Origin of the sequence: Streptomyces sp. NPDC057963 (assembly GCF_042887155.1) — a bacterium.
Classification (GTDB): Bacteria; Actinomycetota; Actinomycetes; order Streptomycetales; family Streptomycetaceae; genus Streptomyces.
The window spans coordinates 47,014-61,847 of sequence record NZ_JBHVPX010000031.1; the positions used below are offsets into that span (position 1 = coordinate 47,014).

The window sequence follows — 14,834 nt, forward strand, 5'->3', positions numbered from 1 at the left end:
AGCGAGCCGCCCCGTCCCGGCATCGCCGGCCGACTCCGCAGCCGGATCGCCTCCGGCGACCTCGCCCCGGGCGACCGCGTGACCTCCGTCCGCACGACCGCCCGACCGCCCGACCGCCCGAGAGGCACGGTGCCCGGCGGTCGGCGGTCGGGGGTCGGGGGTCGGCGGTCGGGGCTGGAACTCGCCGCCCGGTGGCTCCGGTCGGTGTACGGACGCCATCCGTGGGTGACGTACGCCGCGATTTCCTCCGCCCGGCCGCCGGCGTCCCGCGGTACCCGGAGCGGGTGCCGCACGCCCCGGCGGGCACCGGGCCGCCGCCGCATACGAGGCCTCACATCCCTCTCGTCCCACGCGTCCACGTCTCGGGACTCGCCATGGGCACCGGCGTGGAGGCGCGGGCGCGGCAGCGCACCGGGCTCTCCGAAGCGAAGCGGATGGTAAGAAATGAGCCACAGTTCAACGTCATCTCGGCCAGGATCGACCGCCCGTTCCTCGCCCGTCCATTCGAACACGATGGGTTCGAGCTCGGCCTCGACGCACTCTTCGAATTCGGCCTGTGAAGGACGCTGGACGTCATCGCGGTGATGATCGGCGAAACGTCCGCTTAACGAACATGACCTTTCCGGCAACGGACGACTTCCGGCCAACTTGTTGACGCGGTCCTGACAGAACCGTCTTCCGGCTGACACTCTTCACCCCGTTCTGCGCACTTCTCGTTCTCCCGACGGCCACCTGCCGCCGGTACCCCCCTCGCAGAAGGAGTCCGCGTGAGATCCACGCCCAGCCGTCGTGCCACCGCGACCGGCGCTCTGATAGCCGCAGCAGCCCTCCTCGCCGTCGGAGTCCAGGCCGGTACGGCCACCGCCACCCCCGGCAGCGCCACCGCAGCGCTGCCGGCGGCCGCGGGCGCCGACCACGGCGCCCTTGCCAAGCAGCTCTCCCCGTCCCAGCGCGCCGAGCTGATCCGCAAGGCCGGCGCGAGCACGGCGGCCACGGCCAAGGACCTCGGTCTCGGCTCTCAGGAGAAGCTCGTCGTCAAGGACGTCGTCCAGGACAACGACGGCACCACGCACACGCGTTACGAGCGCACCTTCGCCGGACTTCCGGTGCTCGGCGGCGACCTGGTCGTCCAGGAGACCAAGGCCGGGGCCACGGAGAGCGTCACCAAGGCGTCCAAGGTCTCCAGCGCCCAGCTGAAGGCCGTGGACACGTCGGCCGACGTCGCACCCGCCACGGCGGAGAAGCAGGCGCTCGGACTCGCCAAGGCCGACGGCTCCAAGAAGACCGCGGCCGACCGGGCACCCCGCAAGGTGGTCTGGATGGCGCAGGGCAAGCCGCAGCTCGCCTACGAGACCGTCATCGGCGGTCTCCAGGAGGACGGCACCCCGAACCAGCTGCACGTCATCACCGACGCCACCACCGGCGCGAAGCTGTACGAGTGGCAGGGCATCGAGAACGGCACCGGCAACACCGAGTACAGCGGCCAGGTCACCCTCGGCACCGCGCCGTCGTACACGCTGACCGACACGGGCCGCGGCAACCACAAGACGTACAACCTGAACCACGGCAGCTCCGGCACCGGGACGCTGTACTCGAAGTCCACCGACGTGTGGGGCGACGGCACCCCGCAGAACTCGGAGACCGCCGCCGCGGACGCCCACTACGGCGCCGCGGAGACGTGGGACTACTACAAGAACGTGTACGGCCGCACCGGCATCCGGGGCGACGGCGTCGGCGCGTACTCCCGCGTCCACTACGGCAACAACTACGTCAACGCCTTCTGGGACGACAGCTGCTTCTGCATGACCTACGGCGACGGCGACGGCAACGCGCACCCGCTGACCGCCCTCGACGTGGCCGCGCACGAGATGACGCACGGCGTCACCTCCGCCACCGCCGACCTGGTCTACAGCGGTGAGTCCGGTGGCCTCAACGAGGCGACCAGCGACATCTTCGCCACCGCGGTCGAGTTCTACGCCAACAACGCCACCGACAAGGGCGACTACCTCATCGGTGAGAAGATCGACATCAACGGCGACGGCACCCCGCTGCGCTACCAGGACAAGCCGAGCAGGGACGGCATGTCCAAGGACGCGTGGTACTCGGGTATCGGCAACGTCGACGTCCACTACTCCTCGGGCCCGGCGAACCACTTCTTCTACCTGCTCTCCGAGGGCAGCGGCGCCAAGGTCATCAACGGCGTCTCCTACGACTCCCCGACCTCCGACGGGCTGCCGGTGACCGGCATCGGCCGGGACAAGGCCGCGCTGATCTGGTACAAGGCGCTCACCACCAAGTTCACCTCCACCACGAACTACGCGTCGGCCCGTACCGGCACCCTCGCGGCGGCCGGTGAGCTGTACGGCACCACCAGCGCCGAGTACAAGTCCGTCGCCGACGCCTGGGCCGGCATCAACGTCGGCCCGCGCCCCGGCGGCGGCACCGACCCCGGCGGCACGGTCTTCGAGAACTCCACCGCGGTCGCCATCCCGGACCACGGCTCGGCCGTCACCAGCTCGATCAACGTCACCGGCCGCACGGGCAACGCGCCCAGCACCCTCAAGGTCGGCGTGGACATCACCCACACCTGGCGCGGTGACCTGGTCATCGACCTCCTCGCCCCGGACGGCACGGCCTACCGGCTGAAGAACGCCTCGTCCAGCGACTCGGCGGACAACGTCCAGACCACCTACACGGTCGACGCCTCCTCCAAGGCGGCCAACGGCACCTGGAAGCTGAAGGTCCAGGACCTCTACTCGGGCGACACCGGAAAGATCAACAGCTTCAAGCTGACCTTCTGATCCGACTGTGCCCTCTGCACCACCCGAGCCGGGTCCGGCCCGGCACGAACCGCCCGGGAGGAGCTCTCGCTTCCTCCCGGGCGGTTTCCCGTCCGCGGCGGGGCCGGGTCCCCTCGGGCGGTACGTCAGCGCATCAGCAGGCCCGCGCCGTCCCTCGCCGACTCCGCGGGCAGCGCCACCAGGCCGAGTTCCGCGCCGGTCGCCAGCAGGGGATGGGCGGGGAGCACCCGCACGGTGTAGCCGTACGGACCGGTGCGGTCGAGGGCGAGTGGACCGTCGTACAGCCAGCGGCCCTCCAGGTCCTGGCCTCCGGCGGGCTTCAGCGGGAAGACCTGGGCGTCCGAGATCCCGTCGGCGGCGTCCACCCGGCCGGCCACCGCCTGCACCTCCACATCGTCCGGCTCCAGCACCCCGAGCGCGATCCGGGCCCGCAGCAGCAGCGTCGACCCCAGCTCGGCCGGGCCGCCCGCCGTGTCGGAGGCCACGCCCTCCACATGGTCGACGGCGACGTGCGGCCAGGCGGCGCGGACCCGGGCCTTCCAGTCGGCGAGCTGCCGCGCCGTGCCGGGGTCCAGCGCACGCTGGGCGGTCGCGGCGGGCGCGTACAGCCGTTCCACGTACTCGGCCACCATGCGCCCCGCCAGGACCTTGGGCCCGAGCGTGCTCAGGGTGCGGCGGACCATCTCGATCCAGCGCTCGGGGAGACCCTCGCCGCCCCGGTCGTAGAAGCGCGGCGCGATCCGGTCCTCGATCAACTCGTAGAGGGCGCCCGCCTCCAGATCGTCCCGGCGGTCCTCGTCCGAACCCAGTCCGTCGGCCGTCGGGATCGCCCAGCCGAAGTCCGGCTCGAACCACTCGTCCCACCAGCCGTCGAGGACCGAGAGGTTGAGGCAGCCGTTGAGCGCGGCCTTCATGCCGCTCGTACCACAGGCCTCCAGCGGGCGCAGCGGGTTGTTGAGCCAGACGTCGCAGCCCGGGTAGAGCTTCTGCGCCATGGCCATCCCGTAGTCCGGCAGGAACACGATGCGATGGCGCACCCGCGGATCGTCGGAGAACCGCACCAGCTCCCGCACCAGGCGTTTCCCGCCGTCGTCGGCGGGGTGGGCCTTGCCCGCGACGACGATCTGGATCGGGTGGGTCGGGTGGAGCAGCAGTTCCCTCAGCCGGTCGCGGTCGCGCAGCATCAGCGTCAGCCGCTTGTACGAGGGCACCCGCCGGGCGAAGCCGATCGTCAGCACGTCCGGGTCCAGCACGTTGTCGATCCAGCCGAGTTCGGCGGCTTCCGCGCCCCGGTCGCGCCAGGAGGCGTAGAGCCGTTCGCGCACCTCGGCGACCAGTTGTGCGCGCAGGGCCCGCCGCAGCTCCCAGAGTTCCCGGTCCGGGACGTCGACGGCGGAGTCCCAGCGGCCGGGAGTACCGCCGTAGCCCTTGCGGAGCCGGAGGATCTCGGGCGCGACCCAGGTGGGCGCGTGGACCCCGTTGGTCACCGAGGTGATCGGCACCTCCGCCGCGTCGAAGCCGGGCCACAGCCCGGCGAACATCTCCCGGCTGACCGAGCCGTGCAGGGTGGAGACTCCGTTGGCCCGTTGGGCGAGCCGGAGCCCCATCACCGCCATGTTGAACAGCTCGGGCTCGCCGCCGGGGTAGGTCTCCATGCCCAGGTGCAGGATGCGTTCGACGCCCACCCCGGGGAGTTCGCCGTCGTCCCCGAAGTGCCGGGCGACGAGCTCGCGGTCGAAGCGGTCGATCCCGGCCGGCACGGGCGTGTGGGTGGTGAAGACCGTGCCGGCCCGTACCGACTCCATCGCGGAGTCGAAGTCCAGCCCACTGCCGGAGAGTTCACGGATGCGTTCGAGCCCGAGGAAGCCGGCGTGCCCCTCGTTGGTGTGGAACACCTCGGGCGCCGGATGCCCGGTGAGACGGCAGTACGTCCGTACGGCCCGTACGCCGCCGATGCCGAGGAGCATCTCCTGGAGCAGCCGGTGTTCGCTGCCGCCGCCGTACAGCCGGTCGGTCACCTCGCGTTCGCCCGGCGCGTTCTCCTCCACGGCCGAGTCGAGCATCAGCAGCGGTACACGTCCCACCTGGGCCCGCCAGATGTGGGCGTGCAGCGAACGGCCGCCGGGCAGGGCCAGCACCACCTGGCTCGGGGTGCCGTCGGGCTCGCGCATCAGGGCGAGCGGGAGCTCGTTCGGGTCGAGCACGGGATAGTGCTCCTGCTGCCAGCCGTCGCGGGACAGGCTCTGGCGGAAGTAGCCGTGCCGGTAGAGCAGGCCGACCGCGACGAGGGGGACGCCGAGGTCGCTGGCGGCCTTCAGATGGTCCCCGGCGAGGATGCCGAGCCCGCCGGAGTACTGGGGCAGCGCGGCGGTCACCCCGAACTCGGGTGAGAAGTAGGCGACGGCGGCCGGCAGCTCCGCCCCCCGGGCCAGTTGCTCCTGGTACCACCTGGGCCCGTGCAGGTAGTCCCGCAGGTCCGCGGACACCTCGGTCAGCCGGTGCAGGAACTGCCGGTCGCGGGCGAGCTCGGCGAGTCGCCCGGCGGACACGGCACCGAGCAGCCGCACCGGGTCGCACTCCGCCGTCCGCCGGGCCTCCGGGTCGACGGCCTGGAAGAGCTCACGGGTCTCGGTGTGCCAGGACCAGCGCAGATTGTGGGCGAGGTCGCTGAGCGGTTGAAGGGGATCGGGGAGGACGGGACGCACGGTGAATCGACGAATGGCCTTCACGTGTTCCACCTTTACAGGGGACGCACGGATCCGAGGGGACGCACCACGGTGTGCGCCGCTCCGTCACCCTCGGCGCCGACCACGAACCTCGCACCGCGGCCGCGGCCCGCGACCGGCTCACCGCACGTGCCGCCGGACGGGCCGCCGCACGCTCGACGGCGGTCTCTCCCTTCCTCTGTCCGAGCACGTGCCGCCGCACGGGCCGCCGCACGGCGCGCCCGCCCCGCCGTCGCCCCGGGCTCCGCTCCGGTTTCTCCCGGTGCCGCTCCGAGACGGCCCGAAACCCGTACACCCCGCCTCTCCTCATACGCATCCGAAATCCCATACGGCCCATCAAAAACCACCCGCCCCATACGTAATGGCCGATTCCGCCCCCTCATTCGGTCTTGTGGCGCTTCACACCAAGAGGAAGGCTTCCCAGTGGCGTCCGGGAGCACCGACGGGCCCGCACACGCGCGGCTGCACTCGGCACATTCCGGTCGTCACAGATACGCCCGATTAGTTGACACGCCACCGGATCGGCCCACCGAGAAGCATGGGAAGGCTTCTCCGGTACACAGCCCGAGTGCATCCAGGGAACATGCGAATGCCGCCCGAATGCAGCATGAATGCGAGGCACCCGCGGGACCGGTGTTCATCCGGTTTACCTCCGCGAAACACATCCGCACCCCGGCCATTCGAGTGCCATTCGAGTGAATGCGGACAGGAGCGGCCATGCCCACACCCCGTCAGCCGTCGACAGAGCAGCTAGAAAGGACGGACCCCATCGGTCGCGGTGCGCGTATTCCGCCCTCCGCGGTCACGTCGCGTCCCGTTCGGCCCCAGCCCCAGTCCCCAGGTGATTCCATGATCGGTCGCATTCCCGTCCTCGACGTCCGCCCTCTCGTCGACTGCGGCAGAAGGCCCGCCAAGGCCGTTGCCGGAGAGACCTTCCAGATCACCGCGACCGTCTTCCGGGAGGGCCACGACGCCGTCGCCGCCCAGGTGGTCCTGCGGGATCCGAACGGGCGCCCCGGCCCCTGGACGGCGATGCGCGAGCTCGCTCCCGGCACCGATCGCTGGGGCGCCGACGTCACCCCGTCCGCCGAGGGCCGCTGGACGTATACGGTCGAGGCCTGGAGCGATCCGGTCACCACCTGGCAGCAGCACGCCGGGGTCAAGGTCCCGGCCGGTATCGACACCGCGCTCGTCCTGGCGGAGGGCGCCGAGCTGTACGAGCGGGCCGCCACGGGCGTGCCCAAGCGGGACGGGCGCGAGGCGGTGCTGGACGCGGCCGACGCCTTGCGCGACACGTCCCGTCCGGCCGCCGCCCGGCTCGCCGCGGCGCTCGCCCCCGAGGCGCTGGCCGCGCTCGCCCGCCACCCGCTGCGCGAACTGGTCACCGCGTCCCCTCCGCTCCCTCTGCTGGTCGAACGCCGACGGGCCCTGTTCGGATCCTGGTACGAGCTGTTCCCCCGCTCCGAGGGCGCCAGGGTCGTGCCCGCCGAGCCGGCCGGTACGGCAAAGAAGGGCAGGGCCGGGAAGACCGCGGCCCGGCCGGAGAGGATCACCAGCGGCACCTTCCGCACGGCTGCCGAGCGGCTCCCCGCGGTCGCCGCCATGGGCTTCGACGTGGTCTACCTCCCACCCGTCCACCCCATCGGAACCACCCATCGCAAGGGCCCCAACAACTCGCTCTCCCCCGCCCCCCACGACGTGGGCGTGCCCTGGGCGATCGGCTCGGCCGAGGGCGGTCACGACGCCGTGCATCCCGAGCTCGGCACACTCGACGACTTCGATCATTTCGTCGCGACCGCCCGCACCCTGCGCATGGAGATCGCGCTGGATTTCGCGCTCCAGTGCTCGCCCGACCACCCCTGGGTCGAGAAACACCCCGAATGGTTCCATCACCGCGTGGACGGCACGATCGCCTATGCGGAGAATCCGCCGAAGAAATATCAGGACATCTATCCGATCGCCTTCGACAAGGATCTTCGCGGGCTGGTCGCGGAGACCGTGCGTATTCTCCGTTTCTGGATGGATCACGGGGTGCGGATCTTCCGCGTCGACAATCCGCACACCAAACCGGTGATCTTCTGGGAGAAGGTGATCGCCGATATCAATCGGACCGACCCGGATGTGATCTTCCTGGCCGAGGCATTCACCCGGCCCGCGATGATGCGTGCGCTCGCCACCATCGGATTCCAGCAGTCGTACACGTATTTCACCTGGCGCAACAGCAAGCAGGAAATCACCGACTACGTCACCGAGTTGTCGGCCGAGACCGCCTCCTACATGCGGCCCAACTTCTTCGTGAACACCCCGGACATCCTGCCGGAACACCTCCAGGACGGCGGCCGTCCGGCCTTCGAGGCACGGGCCGTCCTGGCCGCCACGCTCTCTCCGTCCTGGGGGATGTACGCGGGGTACGAACTGTGCGAGAACACCCCGGCAGGGCCCGGCAGTGAGGAGTACCTCGACTCGGAGAAGTATCAGATCCGGCCCCGGGACTGGGAGTCGGCGGAGCGCGAGGGCCGCTCCCTGGCCCCCCTCATCACCCGGCTCAACCGCATCCGGCGCTGCCACCCGGCGCTGCAGCAACTGCGCGATGTCCACTTCCACTCCGTCGACAACGACGCCCTGATCGCGTACAGCAAGCGTTCGGGGTCGAACATCGTTCTGGTGGTCGTCAACCTCGACCCGCACCACACCCAGGAGGCCACGGTCTCGTTGGACATGCCGCGACTCGGCCTCGACCGGCACGAGAGCGTGCCGGTGCGCGACGAGCTCACCGGCGATACCTATCACTGGGGCAGGACCTTCTATGTGCGTCTGGAGCCGGGCGTCACGCCCGCGCACATCGTCGTCCTGCGACCGTCCCCGCCGACCGGAGGGTCACCCACACCATGATCGTCAATGAGCCCGTCCACGACACGTTCGAGGACACCCCGGCCAAGGACCGCGATCCCGACTGGTTCAAGCGCGCCGTTTTCTACGAGGTCCTCGTCCGGTCCTTCCAGGACTCCAACGGCGACGGCATCGGCGACCTCAGGGGCATCACCGCCAAGCTGGACTATCTGCAGTGGCTCGGCGTCGACTGCCTCTGGCTGCCGCCGTTCTTCAAGTCACCGCTGCGTGACGGCGGTTACGACGTCTCCGACTACACCGCCGTGCTCCCTGAGTTCGGCGACCTGGCCGACTTCGTGGAGTTCGTCGACGCCGCGCACCAGCGCGGGATGCGCGTGATCATCGACTTCGTCATGAACCACACGAGCGATCAGCACGACTGGTTCCAGCAGTCCCGCACCGACCCGCAGGGCCCGTACGGCGACTACTACGTCTGGGCCGACGACGACAAGCAGTTCCCGGACGCCCGGATCATCTTCGTCGACACGGAGACGTCCAACTGGACCTTCGACCCGGTGCGCAAGCAGTACTACTGGCACCGGTTCTTCTCCCACCAGCCCGATCTCAACTACGAGAACCCGGCGGTGCAGGAGGAGATCATCTCCGCGCTGCGCTTCTGGCTGGACCTCGGCATCGACGGATTCCGGGTGGACGCCGTGCCGTACCTCTACCAGCGCGAGGGCACCAACTGCGAGAACCTCCCGGAGACCCACGACTTCCTCAAGCGGGTCCGCAAGGAGATCGACGCGCACTACCCGGACACCGTGCTGCTCGCCGAGGCCAACCAGTGGCCGGAGGACGTCGTCGACTACTTCGGCGAGTTCCAGGCCGGCGGCGACGAGTGCCACATGGCGTTCCACTTCCCCGTGATGCCGCGGATCTTCATGGCCGTCCGGCGCGAGAGCCGCTACCCGGTCTCCGAAATCCTGGCGAAGACACCGGCGATCCCGGAGAACTGCCAGTGGGGCATCTTCCTGCGCAACCACGACGAGCTCACCCTCGAAATGGTCACGGACGAAGAGCGCGACTACATGTACGCGGAGTACGCCAAGGATCCGCGGATGCGGGCCAACATCGGCATCCGGCGGCGGCTGGCGCCCCTGCTGGACAACGACCGCAACCAGATCGAACTGTTCACGGCGCTGCTGCTCTCCCTGCCCGGCTCCCCGATCCTCTACTACGGGGACGAGATCGGGATGGGCGACAACATCTGGCTGGGCGACCGGGACGCGGTACGGACGCCGATGCAGTGGACGCCCGACCGGAACGCCGGTTTCTCCTCCAGCGACCCCGGGCGGCTCTACCTCCCCACGATCATGGATCCGGTCTACGGCTACCAAGTCACCAATGTCGAGGCGTCGATGGCCTCCCCGTCGTCGCTGCTGCACTGGACGCGGCGGATGATCGAGATCCGCAAGCAGAACCCCGCCTTCGGTCTCGGCTCCTTCAACGAGCTGCCGTCGTCGAACCCCGCCGTCCTCGCCTTCACCCGTGAGCACGGGGACGATCTCGTGCTGTGCGTACACAACTTCTCGCGGTTCGCGCAGCCCACGGAGGTCGATCTGCGGTCGTTCAGCGGGCGGCATCCGGTGGAGCTGATCGGTGGAGTGCGCTTCCCCGCCATCGGTCAGTGGCCCTACCTGCTGACGCTCGCGGGACACGGTTTCTACTGGTTCCGGCTGCGCAAGGACGCGCCGCCGAACTGACCGAACGGCACCGCGCACCACCCGTCGCGGGGCGGTCTCCGCCGTCCCGCACGGGTCACTCTCCCCCGCATCGGACGCTTCCCGGCCCTTCCGGGTCCCCTCCGGCGTTTCGATCCCTTCGAGTCGAGTCCGTACGGACCATCCTGAACCGACACGTCCCGCACAGCCGGACAGCCATTGCCGCAATCCGGGACACTCTTCGCATCCTGTGGTGTGCCCGGGGAAAGGACGCGATGCCATGTCGGAGGCTGCATCCACTCGGGTCGCCCTGACCGACAGCCCAGCTCTGCTCCCGTCCCTCGCCCCCCTGCTGCACGAATGGCTGCCCCGGCAGCGGTGGTTCGCGGGCAAGGGCCAGCCGATCACGGCCTTCTCGCTGCTGTCGGCGACCGAGATACTGCCGGTGGGCACGGACTCCCCCAGCACCCGGGCCGGACTGCTCCATCTGCTGGTGCGAGCCCATCAGCCCTCCATGCCCGGCCAGTCGCCGGACGACTGCTACCAACTGCTGCTCGGCGTACGGTCCGCGCTGCCGCCGCGGCTGGCACCCGCGCTCATCGGTCATGTGGCGGACGGACCACTGGCCGGCCGCAGCGTCTACGAGGGCCTGCACGATCCGCGTCTGGCCGAACTCCTGCTGGAGCGGCTGCGCACCCCCGGCACCCTCGGCGCGCTGCGCTTCGACCGGGGCGGTGCCCCGATCGCCGCGAGGCTGGCGCCGCGACTGCTCGACACCGAGCAGTCCAACACCTCACTCGTCTACGGCGACGCCTACATCCTCAAGATCTTCCGCCGGATCTTCCCGGGCACCAACCCCGACCTGGAACTGCCGCTCGCGCTCGCGCGCGAGGGCTGCGGCCGGGTGCCCTCCCCCGTCGCCTGGTTCGAGGCCGCCACCCCCGAGCCACTCACCCTCGGTGTCCTGCAGCCGTTCCTGCGCGGCGCGGAGGACGGCTGGCAGCTCGCCCTGCGCGCCCTCGCCAAGGGCCTCGACTTCACCGGCGAGGCACACGCCCTCGGCAGGGCCACCGCCGAGGTCCACACCGCGCTCGCCGCCGCCCTGCCGACACCCGCCCTGCGCCGCGCCCAGACCGAACATCTCGCCGCCGCGATGGTGCAGCGGCTGGAAGCCGCCGCGCACGCGGTGCCGGCACTCGTGCCGTACGTCCCCGGCCTGCGCACCGCCTTCGACGCGGTGGCCGCGCTGGGGCACCGGGGCCGCGGCTGGGCGGCCCAGCGGGTGCACGGCGATCTCCACCTCGGCCAGACCCTGCGCGCGGCCGACGGCTTCTGGTCACTGATCGACTTCGAGGGCGAACCGGCCAAGCCGCTGCCCGAGCGCCGCCGGCCGCAACCACCGGTGCGCGACATCGCGGGCATGCTCCGCTCCTTCGACTACGCGGCCCGCTCGCACCGCCCGTGGAACGCCGAGTGGGCGGCACACTGCCGGACCGCCTACTGCGAGGGGTACGCCGAGGCCGCGGGCATCGACCCGCGCAGCGAACCGGAACTGCTGCGCGCCCATGAGACCGACAAGGCGGTGTACGAGGTGCTGTACGAGGCACGGCACCGGCCCGACTGGCTTCCGGTCCCGATGGCGGCGATCCACCGCCTCGCCGCCGTCGCCGTCGCCGACTGACGGACCGGACACCGCTCCTTCCCGTTCACAGCCCCGCCACCGTCGCTCCGGTACCCCCTTTTTTTTCACCCTGTCCCTTCCCCCGCCCCGCCCCCGCCCTTTCGCCCACACCTCCCGAGGAGGCCGTCCCTGTGACCGCCCGCAAGCCGTCCCGCCCCACGCCCGTCCGCACCGAGACCGAGACCGAGGTCCCCCAGGTCCCGCCGCCGACACCGGCCGGGACGGCATCCCCCGCGGCTCCGGCGGAGGCGGCCACCCAGCCGTCACCGGAAGCAACCACTCCGGCCAAGCGGAAGAATCCGGCGGCCGGACGAACGGCCGCCGGCACCGAGGCCGCCGAGGCGCAGCGGCCCCGGCAAGGCGCCGGAAGCCAGGGGGTACGAACGGCCCCGCCCCTCGACGACGGCGACCGGGCCCGGCTCCTCACCGGCGAGCACCACGCCCCGCACGACCTGCTCGGCGCCCACCCGGTCCGCGGCGGTGTCGCCTTCCGGGTGCTGCGCCCGTATGCGCGGTCCGTCACCGTGCTCGCCAAGGGGCTGCGGGCGCAGTTGCACGACGACGGAGACGGCCTCTTCTCCGGGCTGCTGCCGATGCCCGCGCTCCCCGAGTACCGACTCCTGGTCGCCTACGACGACAACGAGATCGAGGTGCACGACCCGTACCGCTTCCTGCCCGCGCTCGGCGACCTCGATCTGCATCTGATCGGCGAGGGGCGGCACGAGGAGCTGTGGACCGCCCTCGGCGCGCAGCCCATGGAACACCAGGGCGTCGCGGGCACGCGGTTCACCGTCTGGGCTCCGGACGCCCGCGGGGTGCGGGTCGTCGGCGACTTCAACTTCTGGGACGGCACCGGCTTCCCGATGCGTTCGCTCGGCTCCAGCGGGGTGTGGGAGCTGTTCCTGCCGACGATCGGGGAGAGCACGCTCTACAAGTTCGACATCTGCCGCCCGGACGGCTCGCACACCACGCGCGCCGACCCGATGGCCCGCCGCACCGAGGTACCGCCCGCCACCGCCTCGATCGTGACGACCCCGCATCACGAGTGGCGGGACCAGGAGTGGATGGCGCACCGGGGGGACGTACCGGTGCACGAGGCACCGTTCTCCGTGTACGAGGTGCATCTGCCTTCCTGGCGACCAGGTTTGACGTATCGTCAGCTGGCCTCGCAACTTCCCGCTTACGTGAAGGACCTGGGGTTCACGCATGTGGAGATGATGCCGGTCTCCGAGCATCCCTTCGGTGGTTCGTGGGGCTATCAGGTCACCGGCTTCTACGCGCCGACGGCGCGTCTGGGCACACCGGACGACTTCCGATTCCTCGTCGACGCGCTGCACCGGGCCGGCATCGGCGTCCTCGTCGACTGGGTGCCCGCGCACTTCCCGCGCGACGACTGGGCGCTCGCGGAGTTCGACGGCCGTCCGCTGTACGAGCACTCGGACCCGTCGCGGGCGGCGCATCCGGACTGGGGCACGCTGGAGTTCGACTTCGGACGCAAGGAGGTGCGCAACTTCCTTGTATCCAACGCCACTTACTGGTGCGAGGAGTTCCACATCGACGGCCTGCGGGTCGACGCCGTCGCCTCGATGCTCTATCTCGACTACTCGCGCGAGGACGGGGACTGGTCCCCGAACGAGCACGGCGGACGGGAGAATCTGGACGCCGTCTCCTTCCTCCAGGAGATGAACGCCACCGTCTACCGGCGCAACCCGGGCGTCGTCACCATCGCCGAGGAGTCCACCGCCTGGAACGGCGTCACCCGCGCCACCCACCATGTCGGCCCCGACGGTTTCGGCGGGCTCGGCTTCGGGCTGAAGTGGAACATGGGCTGGATGCACGACTCCCTCCAGTACATGTCGAAGGAGCCGGTGCACCGCAAGTACCACCACAACGAGATGACCTTCTCGATGGTGTACGCGTACAGCGAGAACTACGTCCTGCCGATCTCGCACGACGAGGTGGTGCACGGAAAGCAGGCGCTCGTCAGCAAGATGCCCGGCGACTGGTGGCAGCGGCGCGCCAACCACCGGGCGTACCTCGGCTTCATGTGGGCCCACCCGGGCAAGCAACTCCTCTTCATGGGACAGGAGTTCGCGCAGGGCGCCGAGTGGTCGGAGGGGCACGGCCCGGACTGGTGGCTGCTCGACCCCTCGTACGAGGCGGAGAGCGACCACCGGGGTGTACGCGCCCTGGTGGGCGATCTGAACGCGGTGTACGCCGCCACCCCCGCGCTCTGGCAGCGCGACACCGTCCCGGAGGGCTTCGCCTGGGTGGACGGCGGTGCGGCCGAGGACAACGCCTTCGCCTTCCTGCGCTACGACGCGCACGGCTCGCCGCTGCTCGCCGTCAGCAATTTCTCCCCGGTGGTGCGGCACGACTACCGCATCGGCGTGCCGGACGTCCTCGGTGATCAGGTCGCGTGGACGGAGGTCCTCAACACGGACGCCGCGCGGTACGGCGGCAGCGACGTGCACCATCCGGGGCCGCTGAAGCCCCAGCCGGTGTCCGCGCACGGCCGGCCCGGCAGCATTCTGCTGACGCTGCCGCCGCTGGCGACGGTCTGGCTGAAGCCGGTGTGAGTCCGCCCGCGGGGCCCGCGGCCGGCTTCTGGCTGCGGGCCCCGCACCGTGCCCGCCTTCGAGCCCGAACCGGCGTGCAGCATCATGTGCCCGTGATCACCATTCATCTGAAATACGAGATCGACGCCGACAAGCTCGCGGACTTCGAGGAATACGGCCGCCGCTGGGTCGGGCTCGTCAACCGGTTCGGCGGGACGCACCACGGCTACTTCCTGCCGAGTGAGGGCGACAGCGACATCGCCTACGCTCTCTTCTCCTTTCCCAGCCTCGCCGCGTACGAGCAGTACCGCACGGACAGCATGTCCGACCCGGAGTGCCAGGACGCCTTCGAACTGGCTCGTCGCACCCGCTGCATCAAGCGGTACGAGCGCCGCTTCCTGCGGCCGCTCGACGCCATGTCCTAGTAGGGCTTTGTTACGTCTCTGGGCAAGGGGCCTTTCTGGTGGTTTCCTGATGGTATGAGGGTGGATGAACTCGCCGTGTGTCGGGGCCGG

General features: G+C 70.2%; 8 protein-coding genes. 7 read left to right on the plus strand and 1 reads right to left on the minus strand.

Annotated features, from left to right (window positions below; genetic code table 11):
* The first annotated feature begins 374 nt into the window (after positions 1 to 374).
* Both ACFVT1_RS37165 and ACFVT1_RS37170 read left to right on the plus strand, forming a co-directional pair.
* Positions 375 to 560, plus strand: a complete 186-nt coding sequence (locus ACFVT1_RS37165; protein WP_389804185.1) for a hypothetical protein — start codon at positions 375 to 377, stop codon at positions 558 to 560.
* 207 nt (positions 561 to 767) lie between these two features.
* Complete coding sequence (locus ACFVT1_RS37170; protein ID WP_389804188.1) at positions 768 to 2,801, plus strand: M4 family metallopeptidase; 2,034 nt, start codon at positions 768 to 770, stop codon at positions 2,799 to 2,801.
* A gap of 125 nt (positions 2,802 to 2,926) precedes the next feature.
* Here ACFVT1_RS37170 and glgP read toward each other — a convergent pair whose 3' ends face one another.
* Positions 2,927 to 5,530 (minus strand): alpha-glucan family phosphorylase, encoded by a 2,604-nt coding sequence (glgP, locus tag ACFVT1_RS37175; protein WP_389804191.1) that lies wholly within the window; start codon positions 5,528 to 5,530, stop codon positions 2,927 to 2,929.
* Between the two features lie 846 nt (positions 5,531 to 6,376).
* Here glgP and ACFVT1_RS37180 point away from each other — a divergent pair.
* The 5 genes from ACFVT1_RS37180 to ACFVT1_RS37200 all read left to right on the plus strand — a co-directional run bounded on the left by ACFVT1_RS37180 (position 6,377) and on the right by ACFVT1_RS37200 (position 14,744).
* Positions 6,377 to 8,419 carry an alpha-1,4-glucan--maltose-1-phosphate maltosyltransferase gene (locus ACFVT1_RS37180; protein WP_389804194.1) on the plus strand — a complete coding sequence of 681 codons (2,043 nt, stop codon included), beginning with the start codon at positions 6,377 to 6,379 and terminating at the stop codon, positions 8,417 to 8,419.
* The gene (treS, locus tag ACFVT1_RS37185; RefSeq protein ID WP_389804196.1) at positions 8,416 to 10,122 is read left to right on the plus strand and encodes a maltose alpha-D-glucosyltransferase; all 1,707 of its coding nucleotides are present in this window, start codon (positions 8,416 to 8,418) and stop codon (positions 10,120 to 10,122) included. Before ACFVT1_RS37180 ends, treS begins: the two co-directional genes overlap by 4 nt.
* Positions 10,123 to 10,360: 238 nt before the next feature.
* Entirely contained in the window at positions 10,361 to 11,761 is a 1,401-nt protein-coding gene (locus ACFVT1_RS37190; protein WP_389804199.1) for a maltokinase, read from the plus strand.
* A gap of 131 nt (positions 11,762 to 11,892) precedes the next feature.
* Positions 11,893 to 14,340, plus strand: a complete 2,448-nt coding sequence (gene glgB / locus ACFVT1_RS37195; RefSeq protein ID WP_389804202.1) for a 1,4-alpha-glucan branching enzyme — start codon at positions 11,893 to 11,895, stop codon at positions 14,338 to 14,340.
* A 92-nt stretch (positions 14,341 to 14,432) separates the two neighbouring features.
* Positions 14,433 to 14,744, plus strand: a complete 312-nt coding sequence (locus ACFVT1_RS37200; protein WP_389804205.1) for an NIPSNAP family protein — start codon at positions 14,433 to 14,435, stop codon at positions 14,742 to 14,744.
* Positions 14,745 to 14,834 lie beyond the last annotated feature (90 nt).

Coding starts and splice junctions, on each gene's coding strand:
- ACFVT1_RS37165 (WP_389804185.1), top strand. CDS start 375: ATGGGCACCGGCGTGGAGGCGCGGGCGCGGCAGCGCACCGGGCTCTCC.
- ACFVT1_RS37180 (WP_389804194.1), top strand. CDS start 6,377: ATGATCGGTCGCATTCCCGTCCTCGACGTCCGCCCTCTCGTCGACTGC.
- treS (WP_389804196.1), top strand. CDS start 8,416: ATGATCGTCAATGAGCCCGTCCACGACACGTTCGAGGACACCCCGGCC.
- ACFVT1_RS37190 (WP_389804199.1), top strand. CDS start 10,361: ATGTCGGAGGCTGCATCCACTCGGGTCGCCCTGACCGACAGCCCAGCT.